19 protein-coding genes and 1 tRNA gene are annotated in these 24,263 nt (G+C 70.5%); 9 read left to right on the forward strand and 11 right to left on the reverse strand.

Annotated elements, in window-relative coordinates:
- Positions 1 to 110: 110 nt before the first annotated feature.
- The 3 genes from MCHT01_RS20940 to MCHT01_RS20950 all read right to left on the reverse strand — a co-directional run bounded on the left by MCHT01_RS20940 (position 111) and on the right by MCHT01_RS20950 (position 3,483).
- Positions 111 to 1,337, reverse strand: coding sequence for an efflux RND transporter periplasmic adaptor subunit (locus tag MCHT01_RS20940; RefSeq protein ID WP_218017924.1), 1,227 nt, complete (start codon positions 1,335 to 1,337; stop codon positions 111 to 113).
- A 299-nt stretch (positions 1,338 to 1,636) separates the two neighbouring features.
- Positions 1,637 to 2,284 carry a response regulator gene (locus MCHT01_RS20945; protein WP_067068286.1) on the reverse strand — a complete coding sequence of 216 codons (648 nt, stop codon included), beginning with the start codon at positions 2,282 to 2,284 and terminating at the stop codon, positions 1,637 to 1,639.
- Positions 2,281 to 3,483 carry a hybrid sensor histidine kinase/response regulator gene (locus tag MCHT01_RS20950; protein WP_067068289.1) on the reverse strand — a complete coding sequence of 401 codons (1,203 nt, stop codon included), beginning with the start codon at positions 3,481 to 3,483 and terminating at the stop codon, positions 2,281 to 2,283. Before MCHT01_RS20950 ends, MCHT01_RS20945 begins: the two co-directional genes overlap by 4 nt.
- A gap of 274 nt (positions 3,484 to 3,757) precedes the next feature.
- Between MCHT01_RS20950 and MCHT01_RS20955 the strand changes: the two genes are divergently transcribed.
- The 6 genes from MCHT01_RS20955 to MCHT01_RS27870 all read left to right on the forward strand — a co-directional run bounded on the left by MCHT01_RS20955 (position 3,758) and on the right by MCHT01_RS27870 (position 11,691).
- Complete coding sequence (locus tag MCHT01_RS20955; RefSeq protein WP_067068291.1) at positions 3,758 to 4,213, forward strand: hypothetical protein; 456 nt, start codon at positions 3,758 to 3,760, stop codon at positions 4,211 to 4,213.
- A gap of 133 nt (positions 4,214 to 4,346) precedes the next feature.
- Entirely contained in the window at positions 4,347 to 4,709 is a 363-nt protein-coding gene (locus MCHT01_RS20960) for a response regulator (RefSeq protein WP_067068294.1), read from the forward strand.
- Between the two features lie 20 nt (positions 4,710 to 4,729).
- A complete protein-coding gene (locus MCHT01_RS20965; RefSeq protein ID WP_067068297.1) occupies positions 4,730 to 6,880 on the forward strand; it encodes a chemotaxis protein CheA in 2,151 nt (716 codons plus the stop codon).
- Between the two features lie 64 nt (positions 6,881 to 6,944).
- Positions 6,945 to 8,849 carry a methyl-accepting chemotaxis protein gene (locus tag MCHT01_RS20970; RefSeq protein WP_084453132.1) on the forward strand — a complete coding sequence of 635 codons (1,905 nt, stop codon included), beginning with the start codon at positions 6,945 to 6,947 and terminating at the stop codon, positions 8,847 to 8,849.
- 22 nt (positions 8,850 to 8,871) lie between these two features.
- Positions 8,872 to 9,417 carry a chemotaxis protein CheW gene (locus tag MCHT01_RS20975; protein ID WP_067068299.1) on the forward strand — a complete coding sequence of 182 codons (546 nt, stop codon included), beginning with the start codon at positions 8,872 to 8,874 and terminating at the stop codon, positions 9,415 to 9,417.
- 156 nt (positions 9,418 to 9,573) lie between these two features.
- The gene (locus tag MCHT01_RS27870; RefSeq protein ID WP_084453134.1) at positions 9,574 to 11,691 is read left to right on the forward strand and encodes a methyl-accepting chemotaxis protein; all 2,118 of its coding nucleotides are present in this window, start codon (positions 9,574 to 9,576) and stop codon (positions 11,689 to 11,691) included.
- Positions 11,692 to 11,838: 147 nt separating this feature from the next.
- Here MCHT01_RS27870 and MCHT01_RS20985 read toward each other — a convergent pair whose 3' ends face one another.
- Positions 11,839 to 14,439, reverse strand: a complete 2,601-nt coding sequence (locus tag MCHT01_RS20985) for an ABC transporter permease (RefSeq protein WP_084453137.1) — start codon at positions 14,437 to 14,439, stop codon at positions 11,839 to 11,841.
- A gap of 123 nt (positions 14,440 to 14,562) precedes the next feature.
- Between MCHT01_RS20985 and MCHT01_RS20990 the strand changes: the two genes are divergently transcribed.
- Entirely contained in the window at positions 14,563 to 15,417 is an 855-nt protein-coding gene (locus MCHT01_RS20990) for a dioxygenase family protein (protein WP_067068360.1), read from the forward strand.
- A gap of 333 nt (positions 15,418 to 15,750) precedes the next feature.
- Here the strand turns inward: MCHT01_RS20990 and MCHT01_RS20995 are convergent, their stop codons facing one another.
- Positions 15,751 to 16,668 (reverse strand): aspartyl/asparaginyl beta-hydroxylase domain-containing protein, encoded by a 918-nt coding sequence (locus MCHT01_RS20995; protein WP_067068302.1) that lies wholly within the window; start codon positions 16,666 to 16,668, stop codon positions 15,751 to 15,753.
- A gap of 91 nt (positions 16,669 to 16,759) precedes the next feature.
- Positions 16,760 to 17,992: an MFS transporter gene (locus MCHT01_RS21000; RefSeq protein ID WP_067068304.1), complete on the reverse strand. Its 1,233-nt coding sequence runs from the start codon at positions 17,990 to 17,992 to the stop codon at positions 16,760 to 16,762.
- Between the two features lie 297 nt (positions 17,993 to 18,289).
- On the opposite strand from MCHT01_RS21000, the gene MCHT01_RS21005 reads away from it, so the two are divergent.
- Positions 18,290 to 18,364: transfer RNA gene (locus tag MCHT01_RS21005), tRNA-Gly, on the forward strand.
- 109 nt (positions 18,365 to 18,473) lie between these two features.
- Here the strand turns inward: MCHT01_RS21005 and MCHT01_RS21010 are convergent.
- From MCHT01_RS21010 to MCHT01_RS21030, 5 genes are all read right to left on the reverse strand, one after another.
- Positions 18,474 to 19,028, reverse strand: coding sequence for a PilZ domain-containing protein (locus MCHT01_RS21010; RefSeq protein ID WP_169806181.1), 555 nt, complete (start codon positions 19,026 to 19,028; stop codon positions 18,474 to 18,476).
- Between the two features lie 199 nt (positions 19,029 to 19,227).
- Positions 19,228 to 20,193: a quinone oxidoreductase family protein gene (locus MCHT01_RS21015; protein WP_067068310.1), complete on the reverse strand. Its 966-nt coding sequence runs from the start codon at positions 20,191 to 20,193 to the stop codon at positions 19,228 to 19,230.
- A gap of 77 nt (positions 20,194 to 20,270) precedes the next feature.
- Positions 20,271 to 20,846, reverse strand: a complete 576-nt coding sequence (locus MCHT01_RS21020; RefSeq protein WP_067068313.1) for a TetR/AcrR family transcriptional regulator — start codon at positions 20,844 to 20,846, stop codon at positions 20,271 to 20,273.
- Positions 20,847 to 20,999: 153 nt separating this feature from the next.
- Positions 21,000 to 21,839, reverse strand: a complete 840-nt coding sequence (gene dkgB / locus MCHT01_RS21025; protein ID WP_174549072.1) for a 2,5-didehydrogluconate reductase DkgB — start codon at positions 21,837 to 21,839, stop codon at positions 21,000 to 21,002.
- A 73-nt stretch (positions 21,840 to 21,912) separates the two neighbouring features.
- Positions 21,913 to 23,121 carry an MFS transporter gene (locus MCHT01_RS21030; RefSeq protein ID WP_067068315.1) on the reverse strand — a complete coding sequence of 403 codons (1,209 nt, stop codon included), beginning with the start codon at positions 23,119 to 23,121 and terminating at the stop codon, positions 21,913 to 21,915.
- Between the two features lie 166 nt (positions 23,122 to 23,287).
- On the opposite strand from MCHT01_RS21030, the gene MCHT01_RS21035 reads away from it, so the two are divergent.
- A complete protein-coding gene (locus MCHT01_RS21035; RefSeq protein WP_067068317.1) occupies positions 23,288 to 24,187 on the forward strand; it encodes a LysR substrate-binding domain-containing protein in 900 nt (299 codons plus the stop codon).
- The last annotated feature ends 76 nt before the right edge of the window (positions 24,188 to 24,263 follow it).

Here is a 24,263-nt window from a genome sequence, read left to right on the forward strand (position 1 = left end):
CCCGCCCGCCCCACGTCCTCACGACGCGCGGCGGGTCTCCCAATCGACAGGTTCGACAGCACTTCCGGATGAGCGCCCGCTCCGACTCGTCGCGGCGCGGGGCCCCCGGTCTACTTGCCCGAGGCGACCAGACGGATCTGACCGCCGTCCTTCAGGTCCTCGGGGGGATTCACGACGATGGGCTCGCCGGGCTTGAGCCCGTCCAGCACCACCGCCTGGGCGCCCACCGGCGTCCCCTGCTTCACCTTGCGCGCCGCGGCGTTCTGGCCGACGACGACGAACACCACCTCGGCGCCATCCCGCGTCACGACCGCGGACTTGGGCACCAGCACGCCCGGCGGCGGCGCGACCTGGCCGGTCTGCTTCGGCGCCAGGAAGGACACCCGCACGCCCATGTCGGGCACGACGCGCTGGTCCTTCTGCTCCAGCGCGACCCGCACCTTGACCGTGGCCTTGCCGCGGTCGGCCGAGGGCACGACCGCGATCACGTGCGCGGGGATGCGCCAGTCGGGATAGGCGTCCAGCACGGCCTCGGCCGGCATGTCGCCCTTGACCTGGCCGATGTAGGCCTCGTTCACGTCGACGTCGATCTCCAGCGAGTCCATGTCGACGATGGTGCCCACGCCGGTGCGGGTGAAGCCGCCGCCGGCGGACAGCGGGGAGACGATCTCGCCCACCTGCGCCGCCTTGGCGGTGATCACGCCGGCGAACGGCGCCTTCACGATCGTGTAGTCGAAGTTGACCTGCGCCTGGGCCGCCTGCGCCATCGCGGCGTCGGCCTCGCGGCGGCGGGCCTCCACCTGGGCGGTGTAGGCGTTGACGGCGGTGCGCGCCTGCTCGGCGGCCTGCTTGGTCGTCATGCCGCTGGCGGACAGCTCGTCCTGACGCCTGAGGTCGGACTGGGCCTGCGCGAGCTGGGCCTGCGTCGCCACCACGTTGGCCTGGGCGCTCTTGACGTTGGCCTGCGCCATCGCCAGCGAGGCGCGCAGCGCCGCGTCCTCGAGACGCGCCAGCACCTGCCCCTTGGCGATACGGTCGCCCTCCTCGAACAGCACCTCGGTCAGCGTGCCGGTGATCTGCGTGGAGACGGTGGCCGAGCGGCGCGCCGTCACGTAGCCGGTGGCCTGCAGCACCGCGTTGCCGCCGCCCGCGCCGCCGCGCGCCTGCGCGTTCGCGGTCTCGACCTCGGGCACCTGGGACTGTCGCCACCACCACCAGCCGCCGCCGGCCAGCAGGGCCAGCACGACGATCACCGCCACCAGGATCCAGACCCATCGGGGCGGTCCGCCGCCGTGGTCGTCACGTTCCGTGCCCTGGATGCGCAGCTCTTTCAACAATGCGGTATCGATGACAGCCCCCTTGCGTTGCGGCCCCGCCGGGTCGGCGGGGTCTCGGTCGGATCGGGGCGCATTCTGCGCGGCGCCCGGCGCGCGTCAATCCTGACTTGCGACGAATGGCGGATGGTGGTCGTGAATGCCCCCCGGTGACGACGAATGGCGGACCGCGACTTCGACACGCCGGGCACGCGCGCGCCAGGGGGTCGGCGACCCTCCCTCCGGGCCGCCCAGGCGCCTTCCGCCCCGGCGCGGGGAGCGGCGGCCCCTTGGCGCGAGGCGGGGGCCGAGGGTCATGAGGGTCAGCTCTCGACCAATCCGTTGCGGATGGCGTAGACGGTGAGCTCGGAGTTGTTGGACAGCGCCAGCTTCTCCAGCACCCGCGCGCGGTAGACGCTGACGGTCTTGGGGCTGAGCATCAGCTCCTCGGCGATGTCGGACAGGCGCTTGCCCGAGGCGATCATGACCAGCGTCTGCAACTCCCGGTCGGACAGCTTCTGGTGCGCCTGCTCGGGGGCCGGCGCGGTCAGGCTCTCGACCAGCATCTGGGCGATCTCGGGCGTCACGTACTTGCGGCCTTGCGCCACCGTGCGCACCGCCTGCACCAGCAGCTGCGGATCGCCGCCCTTGTTCACGTAGCCGAAGGCGCCCGCCCGCAGCGCGCGAATGGCGTACTGGTCCTCGGGATACATGGAGACGATCAGCACCCGCGTGGTGGCCCCCTCGTCCTTGAGCACGTGCAGCACGTCCAGGCCGCTGCGGCCCGGCATGTTGATGTCCAGCACCAGCACGTCGCATTGCTTGTCGGCGGGCAGCGTGCGCATCAGGCTGCGCAGCTCGCCGTAGTCGCCGGCCTCGCCGACCACCTCGATGTCGGGCGCGTCGGAGAGCGTGTCCCGGATGCCACGGCGGATCAGCGCGTGGTCGTCGCACAGGATGACTTTGATCATAGGTCGCCCCACGAGGAGGGGTCGTGCGCGGCGACCGCCGGCGAGCCGGCCGCGTCGGAGGCGGCGCCCTGGGAGGCCGGGGACGGCCCGTCGTCCTCGTCGTCGAAGTCCAGCGCGGCGATCACCCCCCGCAGCGGCACCGACAGGATCAGCGCGGTCCCCTGCGGGCCCGTGCTCAGGTCGACCCAGCCGCCCACCGTGGCCGCGCGCTCGCGCAGGCCGCGGATGCCGAAGCTGCGCGCCTTGCTCAGATCGCCCGGCGCCACGCCGCGGCCGTTGTCCTTGATCTCCAGCGTCAGCACCCCGCCCTCCATGCTCAGCTCCACCTCGACCTTGCTCGCCTCGGCATGCTTGGACACATTGGTCAGCGCCTCCTGCGCGCAGCGGTAGGCCACCAGCGGCACGCCGGGCGGGAGCTGGAACTGCTCGCCCACATGCCGCACCGCGGTCGCGATGCCGGTCCGGCGCTCGAAGCGCGCCGCCAGCCACTGCACCGCTGCCAGCAATCCCTGTTCCAGGATGGCCGGACGCAGGTTGTGCATGATCCGCTGGCTCGATTCGATGGCGCTGGTGACGGTCTCCAGCGCGGACTGCACGCGCTGCTGCACGTCCTCGTCCTTGCTGTGCCGCGCGATCCAGGCCAGATCGAACTTCAGCGCCGTCAGCGAGCCGCCGACGTCGTCGTGGATCTCGCGGGCGATGGCCGCGCGTTCCATCTCCACGCTGGTCTGCAGGTGGCCGGCCAGTTCATGCAGCTGCTGCTTGGACTTGAGCAGTTCCCGGTCCGCCTCCTGCCGGGCGCGCTGCGCCTCGCAGGATTCGATCGCGTGCAGCAGCGCGGGCGCGAGGCGCGCCAGGTTGTTCTTGAGCAGGTAATCCGACGCACCGGTGCGCATCGCGGCCACCGCCGTGTCCTCGCCGATCTCGCCCGAGACCAGGACGAAGGGGAGCACCAGCTGCCGCTGCTTGATGATGTCCAGCACCACCAGGCCCGAGAAACCGGGCAGGTTGTAGTCCGAGATGATGGCGTCCCAGGGCCGGTCCAGCGCCGATTCGATGTCGGGCAGCGTGTCCAGCCGGGTGATCTCGAAGCGCAGTCCGGCGCGTTGCAGTTGGGCCAGGATCAGTTGGTGATCCAGGTCGGAATCTTCGATATGCAGCAAACGCAGGCGGCGCTCGGCGAGGGGGACAGTCGGCATGGCCGCGAGTATGCCAAGTTTGTCGCGCATCCCTCATCTACGCAGGTGACCCCACAGCTTTCTGTAGGCTGGAAACCGTAGAGTCTTGGGTTTACCCTTATCGAGAATTTGTGTCCCCTAGTCGATCTACGTTATTGGACCAACTTTGACCAGTTAGTCCGGTCGACAGATTCGACGCAAAGGCCGAAGATTCTTGTCAGCCGCAAAAGTCCGGGCGCACGTCTGAGTTGGGCAGACGTGATCACGCACCAGGACGCCCCTAGTTGGAGCCAAGATGCAAATCGATGAGACAGCGGTGGAGCCGGATGGCGGGCTGATGCCGCTGCTGGCCGCGGCCGAGCTGCAGGACCATTTGATGACGGTCAACAATGACCTGGAGCGCCTGCAGCGGCTGCTCGACGACGCCTGCGAGGCGCTGTCGACGCATTTCTTCGGCGCGTCCGGTCTGGTGGACCAGATGCGCGAGCGCCTGCCGGACGCCAAGGACCAGGATGCGCTGCAGCAGCTGATGCTGCATCTGGCCGGTGCGATCACCGCGCTGCAGTTCCAGGACATGTCCACGCAGCTGATCGCGCACACGAGCCAACGGCTGCGCAACTGCTCCGACCAACTGGCCCGAGACACCTTCGGGGACGACGAGGACGGCATGGCCGTCGTCGAGACCGCCCCCCTGAGACCGAACCCCGTCACGCAGGACGAGATGGACGCGGGATCGATCGAGTTGTTCTGATTGTTCCGTTCCTCGACGCCGCTTCTGACGCTTACGTCACGGAAACACCTTTCGGCGTCATCGCAGCGACCTCACTCTCATCAAGAATTGTCGGGTCCACCCGAAAACACGCTAGTCATCCGGAGAACTCAAAATGCCCTCGATCCTCGCCGTAGACGATTCGGCCTCCATGCGCCAGATGGTCTCGTTCACCCTCAAGAATGCGGGTTTCAACGTCGTGGAGGCGGTGGACGGGCAGGACGCCTGGGAAAAGTCGTCGCAACGCGATTTCGACCTGGTGCTGACCGACCAGAACATGCCGCGGATGGATGGCATCAGCCTGACCAAGAAGCTGCGTGACAACCCCAAGTTCAAGACCACGCCCATCCTGATCCTGACCACCGAGTCCAGCGATCAGATGAAGCAGGCCGGCCGCGCCGCGGGCGCCACCGGCTGGCTGGTCAAGCCGTTCGACCCGGCCAAGCTGATCGAAGTGATCGGCAAGGTGATCCGCTGAGTTCGCGCGGGAGAGCATCGATGGGAGACATGACCTCCGAAGGCGCCAACCTGGGCGCCGGCATTGACCTGAGCCAGTTCTACCAAGTCTTCTTCGAGGAGGCCGGCGAGAACCTGGACAACATGGAGCAGTTGCTCCTCAACCTGGATGTCGCCAATCCGGACGATGAGCAGATGAATGCCATCTTCCGGTGCGCGCACTCGATCAAGGGCGGCGCGGCGACCTTCGGCTTCAACGACGTGGCCGAGCTGACCCACCAGATGGAGACGCTGCTGGACAAGCTGCGCCGCCACGAGCTGGCCCCCACCTCGCAGATGGTGGACGTGCTGCTGCAGTCGGGCGACGCGCTGAAGGCGCAACTGGCCCGCCATCAGGGCTCGGGCGCCGACGCCGTGGACACCAGCGACCTGCTGAGCAGCATCCGCACCCTGGTCGACGGGGGCACGCTGGACGGCACCCGCCCCGCGCCCGCCCCGGCGCCCCAGGCCGCGCCCGCGCCGGCGCCCGCCGCGGCCACGCCGGCCCCGGCGCCGCTGAAGTCGACGGTGCGCCAGCTGGAACTGCTGGTCGGACCGCTGAGCAACCCCGCGCAGGCCGACAACCTGGTCGAGCTGTTCAAGGAAATCACCGACCTGGGCACGATCGAGCCGCTGGACGGCGGCAACTCGGCCGACGGCATGCGCCGCTTCAAGGTCCTGACCAGCAGCAGCGACAACGACCTGCTGGACCTGTTCACCTTCCACGTCTCGCGCGAGGAAGTGAAGATCCTGCCGCTGGGCGACGGTTACGGCTTCCATGAGGGCGCGCCCGGCGCGCCGCCGGCCGAGGCCAAGAAGGACGAGGACCCCGGCTACGGCTTCTTCGACGACGCCCCGGGCGTGCCCGCCGCCGACGCCACCGAGGCCAAGAAGGACGAGGCGCCCAAGGCCAGCGTGCCGGTGCCCGCCGCCAAGCCGGCCACCCCGGCCCGCACCGACGTCGCGCCGCGCGCCGGTGGCGCCAGCCCGGACCAGTCCACGCTGCGCGTCTCCGTCGAGAAGGTCGACCAGCTGATCAACCTGGTGGGCGAGCTCGTCATCACCCAGGCCATGCTGGCGCAGAACAGCCGCAACCTGGATCCGGGCCTGTATCAACAGCTGGCCTCCGGCCTGGCCGACCTGGAGCGCAACACGCGCGACCTGCAGGAATCGGTCATGTCGATCCGCATGATTCCGATGTCGGTCGTGTTCAACCGCTTCCCGCGCATGCTGCGCGACCTGGCGGCCAAGCTCGGCAAGAAGGTCGAGCTGGTCACCCAGGGTGAAGCCACCGAGCTGGACAAGGGCCTGGTCGAGAAGATCACCGACCCGCTGACCCACCTGGTGCGCAACAGCTGCGACCACGGCATCGAGCTGCCGGCCGACCGCATCGCCAAGGGCAAGCCCGAGCAGGGCACGATCACGCTGGTCGCCTCCCACCAGGGCGGCTCCATCGTCATCGAGGTCCGCGACGACGGCCGCGGCCTGAACCGCGAGAAGCTGATCAAGAAGGCGCGTGAAAAGGGCATCGACGCCCCCGACACGATGACCGACCAGGAAGTCTGGGGCCTGATCTTCGCGCCGGGCTTCTCGACGGCCGACCAGGTCACCGACGTGTCCGGCCGCGGCGTGGGCATGGACGTGGTCAAGAAGAACATCACCTCGCTGGGCGGCACGGTGGAGATCGACTCCGCCGAGGGCTACGGGATGAAGGTCTCGGTCCGCCTGCCGCTGACGCTGGCCATCATGGACGGCATGAGCGTGGGCGTGGGCGAAGAGGTCTACATCCTGCCGCTGTCCTCGGTGGTCGAGTCCTTCCAGGTCCAGTCCGACACCATCAAGACCGTGGGCGGCTCCGGCCGCGTGGTCGAGGTCCGCGACGAGTACATGCCCGTCGTGGAGCTTGAGCAGGTCTTCAACGTGCCTCGCTTCGACTTCGAGCATGTCAGCTCGATCATGGTCGTCGTCGAGGCGGAGGGCGGCCGCGTCGCCCTGCTGGTCGACGAGCTGCTGGGGCAGCAGCAGGTCGTGGTGAAGAACCTCGAGGCGAACTACCGCAAGGTCACCGACGTGTCGGGCGCCACGATCATGGGCGACGGCCGCGTCGCGCTGATCCTGGACGTGGGCAGTCTGGTGCGCCGCTCGCGGCATTGAGCATCCGTCGAATCTGAGGGCGCGCCGGCCGAGGAGGCCGGCGCCCCGGGCATGAGAGGTCAACATGAATTTCAGTGCACTGATGCGTCAGTTCAGCATCCGCACCCGCATGATCGGCGCCATCGCCATCGTGCTGATCCTGCTGCTGATCGTCGGCAGCGTCGGCCTGTTCGGCATGCAGTCGATGCGGGGCCAGACCCAGGAGTTCCTGGAGAAGTCCACCGCGCGCGGCAACCTGATCAGCGATCTCACGAACACGATGGGAAAACTGCGTGTCCATGAGAAGGACATGATCATCAACTACGAGAAGCCCGAGGTGGTGAAGGAGCGCCACGCCAAGTGGGACGCCGCCCGCAAGAAGGCTTCCGACGAACTGGGCGAACTGGCCAAGCTGAGCTCGGCCGACGACCAGGACGCGATCAAGAAGCTGCAGGCCGCGCTGGAGACCTACGCCGCCAAGGCCGCGAACGTCGTCACCCAGCTGGAGTCCGGCGCCTACGACCACGCCGCCGTGGCCGACCGCCTGCTGCAACCCGCCAAGGACCAGGTGGTCGAGGCCGAGAAGCAGCTCGACGAACTGAGCAAGCGCCTGGAAGCGCAGTCCGAGGACATGCGCAAGGGCATCGAGAGCACGCAAGGCGGCGTGCTGACCACCTTCGTGCTGGTCCTGGTCTTCGCCGCCGTGATCGTGGTGCCGCTGACCCTGCTGAACATGCAGACCATCTGCGCCCCGCTGGCCGAGGCCGAGGCCCTGGCCGCCGCGATCGCCGAGGGCGACCTGTCGCGCGCGATGAAGCCGGTCGAGGGCGTGGACGAGGCGTCCAAGCTGATGCGCTCGCTGCATCGCATGCAGGAGGCGCTGCAGGCCATGGTCGGCCAGCTGCGCACCGCCGCCGATTCGATCCGCACCGCGTCGGTGGAGATCGCCTCCGGCAACCAGGACCTGTCCAGCCGGACCGAGCAGACCGCGTCGAACCTGCAGGAGGCCGCCTCCTCGCTGGTGCAACTGACCGGTACCGTCAAGCAGACCGCCGACAGCGCCCGCACCGCCAACCAGCTGGCCTCCTCCGCCTCCGGCGCGGCGGCCAAGGGCGGCGACGTGGTGAGCCAGGTGGTCTCGACGATGGACGAGATCAACACCAGCTCCAAGCGCATCAGCGACATCATCGGCACGATCGATGGCATCGCCTTCCAGACCAACATCCTGGCGCTGAACGCCGCGGTCGAGGCCGCGCGCGCCGGTGAACAGGGCCGCGGCTTCGCGGTGGTGGCGGGCGAGGTGCGCTCGCTGGCCCAGCGCAGCGCCGAGGCCGCGCGCGAGATCAAGACCCTGATCGGCGCCAGCGTCGAGCGGGTCGAGACCGGCTCGCGCCTGGTGCAGGAAGCGGGCACGACCATGAGCGACATCGTCGCCAGCGTGCAGCGCGTGACCGACATCATCGGCGAGATCACCGCCGCCTCCAGCGAGCAGAGCGACGGCATCAGCCAGGTCAACCAGGGCGTCAGCAACCTGGACCAGATGACCCAGCAGAACGCCGCGCTGGTGGAGCAATCCGCCGCCGCCGCCGAGAGCCTGAAGGACCAGGCCGAGCGCCTGGGCTCGGTGGTCGACCGCTTCCGCGTGGGCGGCAACGCCGCGACGAGCTCGGCGCTGTTCGCGTCCACGGGCGCCGCCAAGCCGGCCGCGAAGACCGAGCCGCAACTCGCCGCCGTGAAGCCGACGACCGCGCCGGTGTCGACGCCCAAGCCGGCCGCCGTCGCCGCGCCGGCCCCCAAGCCGGTGAAGGCCGCGGCCAAGTCCGTCAAGCCGGTCACGAAGACGGGCGCCAAGAGCGCCGTCAAGTCGGCCGCGACGACCGGCTTCGCCGCAAAATCCACGGTCGCGCCCAAGGCGGCGCCCGCCCCCTTCACTCCCGCGCCGGCGGTTCCGGCAACCACCGCCGCCGACGGCGACTGGGAAACCTTCTAATCCGCCGCTCAAGAGGTCACACATGGAAATCGTCCAACAACCCGGCACGCAAGTCGTGCAAGCAGGCTCCGGTGCCCTGGTCCCCCAAGGCGCCGCCAGCGCCGCGCCCGCGAGCGGCGAATACCTGACCTTCCGCCTGGGCCAGGAGGAATACGGCATCGACATCCTGAAGGTCCAGGAGATCCGTTCCTACGAGCAGCCCACCCGCATCGCCAACGCGCCCGACTTCATCAAGGGCGTCGTCAACCTGCGCGGCGTGATCGTCCCCATCGTCGACCTGCGTCTGAAGCTGGGCTGCGCCACGGCCGAGTACAACAGCTTCACCGTCGTGATCGTGCTGAACGTCAAGAACCGCGTCGTCGGCGCGGTGGTGGACTCGGTGTCCGACGTGCTCGAGCTCAACCGCGACGTGATCCGTCCGGCGCCGGAGCTGAGCTCCAGCACGGTCAACACCAGCTTCATCATGGGCATCGGCGCCGTCGCCGAGCGCATGCTGATCCTCATCGACATCGAGGGCCTCATGTCCAGCGCGGACATGGGTCTGATGGATGCGATGACCGCCGCCTGATCGAATGAAACGCCCGGCATCGCCGGGCGTTTTCACTTGGGCAGCAGCAGTAGCAGTAGCAGTAGTCGGAGTCCCAAAGGGAGTCGGCGAGCGGAGCGTCCCCGTTCATGAGCGGACGCCCCTTGCCCGGAGCAAGCCACTTCGGAGGTCCGGTTCATGTTCGACTCGATCAAGACACGATTGATCTCGCTGGGTGTCGGCATCGTCGCGTTGACGCTGCTGGCGATCACGGTGGCCAACTACCTGACCGTGCGCGGTCATACCGAGCAGCAGGTCTCGGACGCGCTGGACGAATTGGCCGCGGCGCGCGCCGACGCGATCCACCAGTGGGTCCGCACGCAGCGCGACATCGTGCTGGCGCTGCAGCCCGCGGTGAGCGCGGCGGATCCGGTGCCCCTGCTCCAGCAGGCGCAGAAATCCGGGCGGCTGGAGGCGGCCTACGTCGGCTTCGCCGACAAGAAGATCGTCTTCAACGTCCCGCAGAACCTCCCCGCCGATTACGACCCCACCAGCCGCCCCTGGTACACCGGCGCGGCGCAGGCCTCCGGCGTGGTGCTGACGGCGCCCTACATGGACGCGTCCAAGGGCCGACTGGTCGTGACCTTCGCGACGGCCGACAAGAGCGGCGGCGGGACCAAGGCGGTGATCGCCTCCGACGTGTTCCTGGACGACGTGGTCGCCACGGTCAAGGCGATCAAGCCCACGCCCAACGGCTTCGCCTTCCTGCTGTCCAAGGACGGCAAGGTGGTCGCGCATCCGGACGCCTCGCTCGCGCTCAAGGACGCCAGCGCCGTGTCCGAGCAGCTGACCGCGGCCGCCCTCAAGGACGCGCTCGATCCGAAGGCGGGCTGGGTCGAGGCCAAAGTCGGCGACAACAAGTTCCTGATCAGCGGCACGCCGGTGCCCGACACCGACTGGCAGCTCTTCGTCGCGGCGCGCAAGGACGAGGCGCTGGCCTCGCTGAGCGCGCTGCTGCGCACCGCCGTGATCACCGCGCTGATCATGATGGCCATCGCCGCGCTGGCGATGACCGGCACCATCACCGCGATGCTGCGGGGCGTGGACCAGGTGCGCGCCGCGCTGGACGACATCAGCGCCGGCGACGGCGACCTGACGCAGCGTCTCCCGGCCGGCGGGCGCGACGAGGTCGGCCGCATCGCGGCCTCCTTCAATGTCTTCGCGGAGAAGATCCAGCGCATCCTGCTGGACGTGCGATCGGCCAGCAACTCGATCTCGACCGCCTCCAGCGAGATCGCCATCGGCGCGCAGGACCTGTCGCAGCGCACCGAGCAGACCGCGTCCAACCTGCAGCAGGCGGCCTCCTCGATGGAGGAGCTGACCGCCACCGTGCGTCAGACGGCCGACGCCGCGCAGACCGCCAACCAGCTCGCGTCCAGCGCGTCGAGCGCGGCGGCCAAGGGCGGCGAGGTGGTGAGCCAGGTGGTCTCGACCATGGACGAGATCAACGCCAGCTCCAAGAAGATCAACGACATCATCGGTGTCATCGACGGCATCGCCTTCCAGACCAACATCCTGGCGCTGAACGCGGCGGTGGAAGCCGCGCGGGCCGGCGAGCAGGGGCGCGGCTTCGCGGTCGTGGCCGGCGAGGTCCGCACCCTGGCGCAGCGCAGCGCCGAGGCGGCGAAGGAGATCAAGGCGCTGATCGGCGCCAGCGTCGATCGCGTGGAGACCGGCTCGCGCCTGGTCGAGGCGGCGGGCGCGTCGATGAACGACATCGTGCACAGCGTGCAGCGGGTGACGGACATCATCGGCGAGATCACCGCCGCGTCCACCGAACAGAGCGGCGGCATCGCGCAGGTCAACGACGCGGTGACGCAGCTGGACCGCATGACGCAGCAGAACGCCGCGCTCGTCGAGGAATCGGCCGCCGCGGCGGAGAGCCTCAAGGACCAGGCCCATCGGCTGACCGAGATCGTGTCGGTGTTCCGGCTGGGCAACGACAGCGCGTCCGCCTCGGCGGCGTCGACGGTCCGGCATGCGGCCGCCAAGACCAGCGCCGCGGCCAAGTCGGCGAGCACCACGGCCGGCTCGGGCGCAGGCGCCTCGGCCTCGGCCGCGAAGTCCGAGGACAAGCCCAAGGCCTACACGATGAAGGCCGGCCCGCGTCCCGCGGCCAAGCCCGTGACCGCCGCCGCGGGAGCCTCGTCGGCCCCCGTGTCCGTGTCCGCCACGTCGCCCGCGCCAAGGCCGACGCCCGCCCCATCGCCCGCGCCCGCCCCCAAGGCGGACGACGGCGACTGGGAAACGTTCTGACGGGCTGAGTGGCCGGGCCCTCGCCGCCCCGGGTCGCGAGGGTCAGGTCTTGTCCCCGCGACCACGAGGCCCGGGCCCACGGCCCGATGCCGCGACGCAGCCGCGAGCCGTCAAACACGGCCTCTCAGCGCGGCCATGGGGGCGACCTCAGTTCGTGTCGGCCTCGCGCAGCGTCTGCACCACGGGACGCTGCAGCACCCCGCGCAGCGCCCACCAGCCGGCGAGCTGCGCCAGCACGGCGCCGCCGATCGTGGTGCCGATCAGCACCCAGGGCTTGAACTGCCATTCGAACTCGAAGGCGTAATGCGTCAGCGCCCAGCCCAGCGCCTGCGCCGCGCCACCGGCCAGCAGGCCCGCGAGCGCCCCCAGCCCCAGCAGCTCCGCCCGCTGCACCGAGGCCATCAGCTTGCTCGACGCGCCGAAGGCCCGCATCAGCGCGAACTCGCGGGTACGCGCGTCGCGTGAGCCGACCGCGGCCACCAGCAGCACGACCACGCCCAGCGCGAGCGCGACCGCGAACAGCAGCTGCACGGCCATGATCACCTGCTCGAGCACGCCCTGCACCTGCGCCAGCTCGGCGGAGACGTCGATCATGGTCAGGTTGGGGAACTCGTTGACCAGCTTGCGATCCAGCGCGGCCGGCGCGCCCTGCCCCGCTGGCGATCGGTAGGCGGAGATGTAGCTCACCGGCAGTTCCGGCATGTCGGCGCGCGGATAGAGCACGAAGAAGTTGACCCGCATCGAGCCCCAGTCCACCTTGCGCAGCGAGGTGATCCTCGACTCGATCAGCATGCCGGCGATGTCGAACTTGATGCGGTCGCCGAGCTTCAGGCCCAGTTGGTCGGCCAGGCCCTGCTCGACGCTGACGCCGTCCTTCTCCTCGGGCGTCCAGGCGCCACCGGAAAGCTGGTTGTGCGAGGGCAGCGTGCCGCTGTGGCTGAGGTTGAACTCGCGTTCGACCAGACGCTGGGCGCGTTCCTCGGTGAACTGGCTGGCGCGCACCGCGGTGCCGTTGATCGCGACCAGGCGGCCGCGGATCATCGGGTACCAGTCGTAGTCCTTGACGCCCGCCTGGTCGAGGTCCGCGCGAAAGCCCTGGGCCTGGTCCGGCTGGATGTTGATGACGAAGCGGTCGGGGGCGTTGGCCGGCGTGGCGGCGCGCCAGCTGGTGATCAGGTCGGTGCGCAGCAGCACCAGCAGCGCCAGGGCCAGCAGGCCCAGCGACAGCGAACCCACCTGCAGCACCGCGAACGCGGGCCGGGCCGCGACCTGTCGCGTGGCCAGCAGCAGCCAGCGCGGCGCGCCGGCCTGCGGGACCAGCTTGCGCAGCGCGATCACCGCGCCGTAGGCCAGCAGCGCGAAGAGGCCCAGCGCCACGGCGAAACCGCCCGTGGCGATCAGGCCCAGGCGCCAGTCGGCCGATAGCGCGGTCAGCACCGCGGCGAAGCCGGCGACGCCGGCGACCAGCACCGCCAGCGAGCCCAGCTTGGGCCGGCCCAGCTCGCGCCGGATCACGCGCAGCGGCGGCACCGAGGCCAGCTGCAGCACGGGGGGCAGGCCGAAGCCCAGCAGCAGGCTCATGCCCATGCCCAGGCCCAGCAGCACCGGCCAGATGCCGGCCGCCGGCAGGTCCACCGAGATCAGCCCCGCCAGCAGCGCGATGAAGCCGTAATGCAGCAGGAAGCCCAGCAGCACGCCGATGGCGCTGGCGATGAAGCCGACACCGGCGAACTCCAGCGTGAACACCCAGGCCAGCCGGCGCTGCGGCTGGCCGAGCACGCGCAGCATGGCGCAGTCGTCCAGATGGCGATTGGCGAACTCGCGAGCGGCCAGCGCGACGGCGATCGCCGCCAGCAAGGCGGCCAGCAGGGCCACCAGGTTCAGGAACTTGGTCGCGCGGTCCAGCGTCTGGCGCATCTCGGGCCGGCCGGTCTCCAGCGATTCCAGACGCACGCCGCGCCAGTTGCCGGACTTCATCTGCTGGGTGGTCTCGGCGTTGAACTGCTTCACCGCGAGTTCGGCGCCGATCACCGCGTAGCGGTAGGTGATGCGGCTGGCGGGCTGGACCAGGCCGGTCGCGGCCAGGTCCGACTGCGCCAGCATCACGCGCGGGGCGAAGTTCAGGAAGCCCGCGCCGCGGTCCGGCTCGTTGGCGATCTCGCCGGCGATGCGCAGCGTGCTGTCGCCCAGCAGCAGCGGATCGCCCACCTTCAGGCCCAGCGCGCTGAGCACCCCGGCATCCGCCCACACGGTGCCCGCCTCCGGCGCGCCCACCTGACGGCCGTCCTTCAGCGACAGCGCGCCGCGCAGCGGATAGCTGGCGCCCACGGCCTTGACCGCCACCAGCCGGCTGCCGCCGCCCTGGTCCTCGTTGGCGCGCGCCATGCTGGGGAAATTGAGCGTGTCCACGGTGCGCAGGTGGAGCCTGGCGGCCAGGTCCTTCACCGCGGCGGGCGTGGGCTGGTCGCTGGCGACGACCGCGTCGCCCCCCAGCAGCTGAGCGGCGTCGCGGCGCAGCCCCTGGTCGAGGCGGTCCGACAGGAAGGCCACGGCGCAGACCGCCGCCACCGCCAGCATCAGGGCCAGGACCAGCAGATGGAGCTCACCGGCGCGGGCGTCGCGCCAGGTCTGGAGCGCGCTCTGGCGCCACAGCGAGGGCGGGCGCCGGCGGGGCGCGTCGGCCGCGGGCCGGCTGGGGGTGGTCGCTTGCGTCGGGCCTGCGGACGAGGGGGTGGAATGCGCGCTCATGCGCGGACTGTAGCGAAGCGCGTGCCCGGCTGCCGGGAGGTCATGCCGTCGTGCAGTCGGCTTGAACAGTCCGTGCAAGCGGTTTTGACGATGGCGCGCGGGGCGCGGCGTCCAATGGTCGTCATGAACTCCGTCCTCCCTCCCCTGTTCGTCTCGCACGGCTCCCCGATGATCGCGCTGGAGCCGGGCGACGCCGGCCGCTTCATGCGGCGCCTGGGCGACGCGCTGGACGCCGGCTGGGGCCGGCCGAAGGCGGTGCTCGCCGTCTCCGCCCACACGACCGCGCGCGAGTCGGTGCTGCTGGGCGGCGCCCGGCACGAGGCGATCTACGACTTCGGCGGCTTCCCGCCCGCGCTCTACCAGCTGCGCTACGACGCGTCCGGCGATCCGGCGCTCGCCGCGGCCGTCGGCGCGGCGCTGGGCGTGCCGGTCATCGACCACGGCGGCCTGGATCACGGCATCTGGACCGCGCTGCGCTACATCTATCCCGAGGCCGACGTCCCCGTCGTGCCGCTGGCCTTCGACCCGCAGGCCTCGCCGGCCACGCTGATGGCGCTGGGCGAGCGGATGGCGGCCCTGTCGCGCGAGGGGGTGCTGATCCTGGCGACCGGCAGCATCACCCACAACCTGCGCTTGCTGTTCCGCCCGAACGGCGCCGGCCAGCGGCCCGAGGAGAAGTCGCCCGAGATGCCCGAATCGGCCGCCTTCCGCGGCTGGATGGCGGAGCGCTCCGCGGCCCGCGACTGGGACGCCCTGGCCGACTACCGCCGTCAGGCCCCGGGCGCGGTGCTGATGCATCCGACCGACGAGCACCTGCTGCCCTGGTACGTCGCCGCCGGCGCCGGTGGCCGCGAGGACGCCCCGCTGCGCCTGCACGAGGGCGTCACCTTCGGCTGCCTGGGCATGGACGCCTACGCCTTCGGCCCGCAGGCCGGCGCGCTGGCCGCGCAACTCGAGAAAGAGACTGCCCCCGTCTGACCGGCGCCATCTCTGCCGTGGCTCAAGCCGGCGACCAGGTCTGATCCACCAAGCCATCGGCTCGCTCCGCCCGCACCGGGCCATCGGCTCGCTCCGCCCGCACCGGGCCACCGGTTTGCTCCGCCCGCACCAGGCCACCGCCTTGCTCCGCCCGGACCGGGCCACCGCCTTGCTTCGCTCCCTGACAGCCGGTCGCTGGGTCGGATTCACCAAGCCGCCGGGTCGCCGAGCGGCCGTGGGGCCAAGGGCCCTCGGCCGCGAAGGCGACAAGCCCCCAAACGACAACTGGCTCCCGCAGGGAGCCAGTTGTCGTTGTGACGGGCGTCGTCCCCGTCAGATGAAGATCGCCGCCAGGATGCCCAGGATCAGCACCCACTTGGTGATGTAGTAGCCCGTGCGGCTCTTCGCCTTGAACGCCTTGAAGAACAGCCGCACCTTGTAGGCGTGATAGAAGAACTTGTTGAGTCCGCCGATGGGCTCGCTCTCCAGGTTCTGCGTCGCCGCGGCGGTCATCACCAGCTTCCCGAACCAGCGGTTCAGCCAGCGCGTCGGCGCGAAGAACAGCGGCCGCTCCACGTCGCAGAACAGGATCACGCGCTGCTGCTGCGTGGTGTTCTCGGCGTAATGGATGAAGGTCTCGTCGAAGATCACGTCCTCGCCGTCGCGCCAGTGGTACTGCTGGCCGTCGACGTCGATGTAGCAGCCCGGATCGTTGGGCGTCGTCAGCCCCAGGTGATACCGGAGCGACCCCGCGTACGGATCTCGGTGCCGCACCAGGCGCGCACCGGGGGGCAGCGACGCGAACATCGCCGCCTTCACCGTCGGGATGCGCTTGAGCAGCGCCACCGTCTGCGGGCACAGCTGCTGCGCCGAGTCCATGTCCCGGTCGTACCACTTCAGGTAGAAGCGCTTCCACCCGGTGCGGAAGAACGAGTTGAAGCCGATGTCGTTGTAGCCCGAGGCCGCCTTGATGTAGCCCTCGTCGTTCAAACGCAGGGCCTCGTCGCGGATGACCTGCCAGTTGTCGCGCAGCAGCTGCAGCTCCTGGAACTGGTCGGTCTTGATGTAGGGCGTCGCCGGGGCGCGCGAGAACAGGTACATGACCGCGTTGATCGGGGAGATCAGCACGGTGAAGTCGGTCAGCGCGCGCGACAGCTTGAATCGGACGCGGCCCCGGAAGTGGGCATAGAGCGCCGAGGCGATGAAGATCGCCAGCACCCAGTAACGCGTCGGCGGCAGCCAGTCGGCCATGTGAATCTCTCCAGAGGACGCCCCTCGGCGTCGGACACGCGCGGCCCGCTGGTTCCGGGATGGCCCCGGAGATGCGCCGCAAAGCCGCGGATTATCGCCGGTTGAGGGAAGTCCCGCGCGCGCGCCGGTCCACCGCCAGTGACACGCCCCAGAAGGCCAGTCCGCCGAAGGCCAGCACCACCCCGACCCAGCCGGTCGAGGTCCAGCCCAGCCCGGCGGCGATCGCCATCCCGCCCAGCCAGGGCCCCAGCGCGTTGGCCGCGTTGAAGGCCGAGTGGTTGAGCGCGGCGGCCAGGGTCTGCGCCTCGCCGGCGACGTCCATCAGCCGGGTCTGCAGCACGGTGCCCAGCCCGCCGCCGCAGCCGATCAGGAAGACCACCGGGATCAGCGTGCCCAGGTGACCCGCCGCGAACGGATACAGCGCCAGCGAGGCGGCGCTCCACAGCAGCAGCCCGCCGACGGTGGTCATCAACGCGCGGTCCGCCGCCCAGGCGGCGGCGATGGTGCCCGCCGTCATGCCCATGCCGAACACGCTCAGCACCACCGGCAGCATGCCGGGGCCGGTGCCGGTGACCTCGATCAACGTCGAGCCCAGGTAGGTGTAGACGGCGAACATGCCGCCGAAGCCGATGGTCGCGATGCCCAGCGTCAGCCAGACCTGGCGCCGGCCCAGCGCGCCGAGCTCGCGCATCGCACTGGCGCCGGGCTGGACGCGGTCGCGCGGCGCATGCATCGCCACCAGCGCCGCGGTCGTCAGCGCCAGCACGGCGACGACGCCGAAGCCCCAGCGCCACCCGGCCCACTGCCCCAGCGCGTTGGCCAGCGGCACGCCGACGATGGTGGCCACCGTCAGGCCCAGCATCATGAAGCTGACCGCGCGGGAGCGCCGCTCCGGCGCGACCATCGAGGCCGCCACCAGCGCGCCGACGCCGAAGTAGGCCCCATGCGGCAGGCCGCTCAGGAAGCGGAACAGCAGCATCGCGTGGTAGCTGGGCGCGATCGCGCTGAGCACGTTGCCCACGGCGAAGGCCAGCATCAGCAGGATCAGCAGCGTGCGGCGCGGCACGCGGGCGCCCAGCACCGCCAGCAGCGGCGCGCCCACCACCACGCCCAGCGCGTAGGCGCTGATCACGTGGCCGGCGGTGGGGGCGTCGATGCCCAGGTCGGGCGCGAAGAACGGAACCAGACTCATGGCCGCGAACTCGGTCGTGCCGATGGCGAAGCCGCCGATGGCCAGCGCCAGCAGGGCCCAGCCGGTATGGACGCCGGGCGGCAGCGACTCGGCGGAGAGGTCGGAGGCATCGATGGGCGGAGCGGCGGACATGGGCGGGTGCGGCGGGACGGCGGCGACGGGGCGAGACGCGGCGATCGCGCCGCCGATCGCCTGCTCGGCAGGAACGACGGAAACGCCGGCCGGTCCGGGGTCGTGGCGGTCGCGCGACGGGTCCGGGGCACAGGCGTTCAGGGAATGTTCAGCATTCCAACACGTTTCTGACAGCCTGACGGTCGCCAGGGTCGCTGGCCGCCCGCGCGAGGGTGCGCGACGTCGCCGGAACCGGCGTCCGCCCGCGCTACACTGCGGCCCGTCCCCGCGCCGAGATGGCCGCGGCGGATGTCCGAAGCGGGCGTCGTATAACGGCTATTACCTTGGCTTCCCAAGCCAATGACGAGGGTTCGACTCCCTTCGCCCGCTCCACCGACCGGTTCCCGGTCGTCGCGTCCACGCCCCCACCCTGATCCGACCGACGTCGCCCGCCGACGATCCGGCCGCGTCCGCTCGTTCCGCGGCCTGCTGCCCTGCTCCCCTATTGCCCGTATCGCGCCGGATCCAGCAGCGCGAGCACGCGTTGCAGCTCGGCCTGCTCCCGCGGACCGAGGGTGCCGAACTGGCAGCCCAGGTAGGCTTGCTCGCCCGCCAGGAAGGACCGGAAGCCCCGGCGCGACCGCACGTGCAGGTCGACGACCAGTTCCCCGTGCACATCCAGCGTCAGGCGCACCTGGCGCAGGGTCTGGCCCGGATGGATGCCCCGGCCGAACTCCAACGGCGCCCGCATGCCGACACCGCCCAGCGACAGGTCGTCCAGGATGAAGTCGCGCGACTTCCCCATCCAGGTGAACGCGGCCCGGAAGGCCGGGCCCAGCGGCACCCCGCGACGAGGCGTGCTGCGGCGCTCGATCTCGCGTTCGGCGGGCAACTCTCCCGCCTCGGTGGCTTGACCGGTCGTGGCCGACCCGGCGGCCCCCGCGCGGTCGTCGCCTTCGCCCTCGGCCGTCGCCGGGGCAACCGCCGATCCGTCGGGCAGCCCGGCGTCCGTCTGGGGCGTGGCCTCGGCGCCAGGGGTGGGGTCGATCGGATCCATCACGGGCTCCTGCGAGTCGGCGGCGGGTTTCGAGCGGGGGCGGAGCAGGAACATGGGACGGTCGGGATGCGAAGGCTTCGCCTTGTAAGCCGATTCGCGTCGCCGCGACCTGTCACCACTCGTGTCGAGCGAGAAAAACTTCACGCCGCACGATCGTCGCCGCCCGACCGCCCCGCCGCAAGCCGGTGGCCGTCCCGGTTCAGGGAATCAGCAAGAGCTTGCCGATCGTGGTCCGGCTCTCCATCGCCTCGTGGGCGCGGGCGACCTCGCCGAGCGGGAACTCGCCCCCGACCCGCACCTGCAGCTGCCCCGCCTCGATCCAGTCGAACAGCTGCCGCGAGCGCTCACGCAATCGCTGCGTGGTGCGCACGTGGTCCATGAAGACGGGATAGCCGAGCTTGATGCTGCGCGGCAGCGCCATCACGTCGATCGGCGCCGGGCCGCCCAGCACGGGGCCGAACCAGGCGAAGGTGCCCGCCGGCCGCAAGGCGTCCATCGAACCCTGGAAGGTCGCCGGGCCCGAGCCGTCGTAGACCACGTGCACGCCGCCGTCGGAGCGTCGGATGACCTCGTCGGCGAAACGGCCCTCCCGGTCGACGATCACGTGGTCCGCGCCCGCGGCCTGGGCGGCCCGGACCTTGTCCGCGGAGGACACGCGACCGATCACCGTCCCGCCGCGCAGCTTGATGATCTGCGTGAGCAGCAGCCCCAGCCCGCCGGCCGCCGCATGGACCAGCGCGATCTCGCCCGGCTGGATCGGATGGAACTCGGTCGCGAAATGGCTGGCGGTCAGGCCCTGCATCATCACGGCCGCCGCGGTGCGGTCGTCGATCGCGTCCGGCAGTGGCACCAGGGAGGCCGCCGGGACCAGCAGCTTGTCCGCGTAGCTGCCCGGCGCGTACACCCAGGCCACGCGCCGGCCCGGCACGAGGTCCCGCACGCCCTCGCCCACCGCCAGCACCCGCCCCGCGCCCTCGACGCCCAGCGGCTTCGGGTAGGCGAACTCGGACCAGAAGCCGCCGCGCCGCACGCCGATGTCCATGAAGTTGACACCGGCGGCCGCCACCTCGACCAGCACCTGTCCCGGCCCCGGCACGGGGTCGGGACGTGCCAGCCAGTCCATCACTTCCGGTCCGCCGGGCCGGGTCATCACCATGGCTTTCATCGTGGGCTCCTTTACTTGAACAATCGTTCCACAATAGAGAAAAAGAAGGGGCGCCACCAAGGCACCCCGCGGAAGAATTACTTGAGCGCCTGCAGCGACAGCCGCGCCATCGCGCGCAGTTCGGTGTCGCCGGCGCCGCCGCGCGCGGCCAGCCGCAGCGCGGCGATGTTGGCGATCAGGAAGGCCATCGCGTGATGCGCCTCCAGCGTCCCGGCCAGCTCGCCGTCGACCTGCGCCTGCCGGATCTTCTCGACCAGCAGCGCCCGCATGGCGCGACCGCCCGCCTCGCGGATGCGGGCCAGCTCGGGGCTGCCTTCGCTGTCGCTGCCGAACTCGGCGACGCAGCTCACGCCCAGACAAGGCAGGCGCGCCTGCGTCACGACGCGCTTCATCATCCGTTCGATGCCGGCCATCGCGCTGTCGCCGCCCTGAAGCGCCGTGATGTGCGCGGTGGTCTCGGTCTGCGCGTAGCGCTCGAGCGCGCGGCAGTACAGCGGCCACTTGCCGCCGAAGGTGTTGTAGAGGCTCTGCTTCCCGATCTGCATGGCCTCGGTGAGCATCTCCGCGGACGCGCCGGCATAGCCGTGATCGCGGAACACGGCCACTGCGGCGTCCAGCGCCTCGTCGGGATCGAACAGCTTGGGTCTTGCCATGGCCGCGACTGTAGCCGTTATTGGAATGACCGTTCCACAAATGAGGAGATGAAGAGCCTCCACCCGCGGAGGCTCGTCGGCGCGACGCATCACCGCGCCGGCATCACCGCGCGCGGTGGACGCCCGCTCGGGCGCGGACGTCCGTGGGCGCGCTCAGTCCCAGGCCGGCGCGAAGTCCGGATTGGCCAGGCGCTCGCCGCGGTCCAGCGTGGCGATGCGGGCCATGTCCGCATCGTCCAGGCGCAGGCGCGGGGCGTCCAGGTTGGCCGCCTGGTTGGCCGGCCGGGTCGACGAGGGGATCACGGAGAAGCCCTGCTGCAACAGCCAGGCCAGCGACACGTTCGCGGCCGACGTGCCGTGCTTGGCGGCGATGTCCAGCATCACCGGCTCGGTCATGACCTTGCCGTAGGCCAGCGGCATGTAGGCGGTCAGGTGCAGGCCCAGCGACCTCGCGGCCTCGACGACGGCGCGGTTCTGCAGGAACGGGTGGATCTCGACCTGGTTGGTCGCCAGCTCGCCGGCACCGACCAGCGCCACCGCTTCCCGCATCTGCGCGACGGTGAAGTTCGACAGACCGATCGCGCGCGTCAGCCCCAGTTGCCGGGCCTCGATCAGCGCGTCCAGCGTCTCCTTCAGCGCCACCGCGTTGCCCGGCGAGGGCCAGTGGATCAGCGTCAGGTCGACGGCGTCCATGCGCAGCTTGCGCAGGCTCTCGCGCAGGCTGGGGATCAGGCGGTCGGCGCTCAGCGACTCGATCCAGATCTTGGTCGTGACGAAGATCTGTTCACGCGGCACGCCGCTCTCGGCGATGGCCTGGCCGACCTCGGCCTCGTTGCCGTAGATCTGCGCCGTGTCGATGTGGCGGTAGCCCAGTCGCAGGCCGCTCCTGACGGCGTCGATCACGGTCCGGCCCTGCAGGCGGAAGGTGCCCAGGCCCAGCGCGGTCATCGGGATGCCGACATCGGCGCGGGGGGCGGTGGAGGTGTGGTTCATCGGGAACTCCAGGGAGACATCAGGACGTGGGAGGCGGCGCGCGGTGGCGCCGCACGGGGGGAAGCGAGGGCGCTCAGTGGCCGACGGCGATCGGCGCCGCGCCGGCCGCGCGCTTGGGCAGCGGATGGCGGCGGTCCAGGCGGCCGGCCAGCACGGTCAACGCGAAGGCGCCCAGCACGACGATCGCGCCGATCCAGGGGGTGTGGATCAGGCCCAGGTGCTCGACGATCAGGCCGCCCCCCCAGGCGCCGGCCGCGATGCCGACGTTGAAGGCGGCGATGTTCAGGCCCGAGGCGACGTCGACCGCCTTGGGCGCATGCGCCTCGGCCTGCTGCACGACGTAGACCTGCAGGCCGGGCACGTTGCCGAAGGCGAAGGCGCCCCAGGCCAGCACCGTCAGCACGGCGGCGATCGGCGAGTGCGCGGTGACGCTGAGCACGAACAGCACGGCGGCCAGGCCCAGGAAGATCAGCTTGAGCGCGCCGACGGGGCCGCGCCGGTCCGCGAGCTTGCCGCCCCAGACATTGCCCACGGCGACCGACACGCCGTAGACCAGCAGCACCAGGCTGACGCCGTTGGCGGAGATGCCGCTGATCTGCTGGAGGATGGGCGCGAGGTAGGTGAAGGCGATGAAGGAACCGCCGTAGCCGACGGCCGTCATCGCGTAGACCAGCAGCAGGCGCGGCTGGCGCAGCGGCTCCAGCTGGTGCAGCAGGCTGGCGGGCGCGGGCTGGGCCAGCTTGCGCGGCACGAAGACGAGGCTGGCGACGAAGGCGACCAGGCCCAGCGCGGCGACGGCCAGGAAGGTGGCGCGCCAGCCGAAGTGCTGGCCCACGAAGGTGCCCAGCGGCACGCCGGTCACCAGGGCGACGGTCAGGCCGGAGAACATGGTGGCGATGGCGCTGGCGGCCTTCTCGCGCGGGACCAGGCTGGTGGCGATGGTCGAGCCGATGGAGAAGAACACGCCGTGCGCCAGCCCGGTCAGCACGCGGGCGACCACCAGCGCGCCGTAGCCCGGCGCGAGCCACGCCAGCAGGTTGCCGGCGGTGAACAGCAGCATCAGCGCGAGCAGCAGCTGCTTGCGCGGCCAGCGGCCCGACAGCGCGGTGAGCACCGGCGCGCCGATGGCGACGCCCAGGGCGTAGAGCGAGACCAGCAGGCCCGCCGACGGCAGGCTCACGCCCAGGTCGGCGGCCATGGTGGGGATCAGGCCCACGATGACGAATTCGGTGGTCCCGATGGCGAAGGCGCTGACGGTCAGCGCCCACAGGGCGATGGGCATGATGAGGATTCCTGCGGTGAGGTGGCGATGGGCGCCAGTGTGCGCATTCGCGACTTGCGGAAAAAGCCTCGACTGACCAAATGATTCTTGCCTTCAACGCAAATATGATGCGGCGATCCCAGCAACAGGGCCGAGACAGCCCCCCGCACAGAAACGGAGCCATGCGATGAAGAGCACCCTCGACGAGCTCGCCGTCCTCGCCGCCATCGTGGACGCGGGCTCCATCAGCGCCGCGTCGGAGCAGCTCGGGCAGACGGTCTCCGCCGTCAGCCGCGCGCTGAGCCGGCTCGAGCAGAAGCTGGGCACGACGCTGATGCGGCGCTCGACGCGCCGGCTGGAGCTGACCGAGGAGGGCCAGTTCTTCCTGTCCCGCGCGCGCAAGGTCCTCGCATCGGTCGAGGAGGCGGAAGAGCAGCTCGCGCTGCGCCGCGACCAGCCGGCCGGGCGGCTGCGCATCAATGCCGCCTCCCCCTTCATGCTGCATGTGCTGGTGCCGCTGATCGGCGGTTTCCGCGAGCGCTTCCCGCAGATCGAGCTGGAGCTCAACAGCAGCGACCAGATCATCGACCTGCTGGAACAGCGCACCGATGTCGCGCTGCGCATCGGCACGCTGGCCGATTCCTCGCTGCACGCGCGGCCGCTGGGCAGCTTCCGCCTCAAGGTGCTGGCGAGCCCGGCCTACCTGGCCGCGCACGGCCGGCCGACCCGGGTCGAGCAGTTGAGCGCCCATCAGCTGCTGGGCTTCACCGCGCCGGAGAGCCTCAACACCTGGCCGTTGCGCTGGTCCGGCGGCGAGGGCTATGCCATCGCCGCGACGCTGAGCGCCTCCAGCGGCGAGACCCTGCGGCAGCTCGCGATCGCGGGCCAGGGGCTGGTGTCGCTGTCGGACTTCATGACGGCGCAGGACCGGGCCGACGGGACGCTGGTGCAGGTGCTGGCCTCCCACACCGTCGACACCCGCCAGCCGGTGCACGCGGTCTATTACCGCAACACCGCGCTGGCCTCGCGCATCAGCTGCTTCCTGGACTACCTGGCCGAGCGGATGGCCGCCTTGCCAGGGTCCTGAGACCGAGCCACCGACAAGTCTGACCAAGGACTGGGAATGACCCACCTCTTGATGCGATTCGCCCCGCCCACTCCTG

It is taken from the genome of Mitsuaria chitosanitabida ATCC BAA-476 = NBRC 102408 (assembly GCF_001598255.1).
Lineage (GTDB): Bacteria > Pseudomonadota > Gammaproteobacteria > Burkholderiales > Burkholderiaceae_C > Roseateles > Roseateles chitosanitabidus.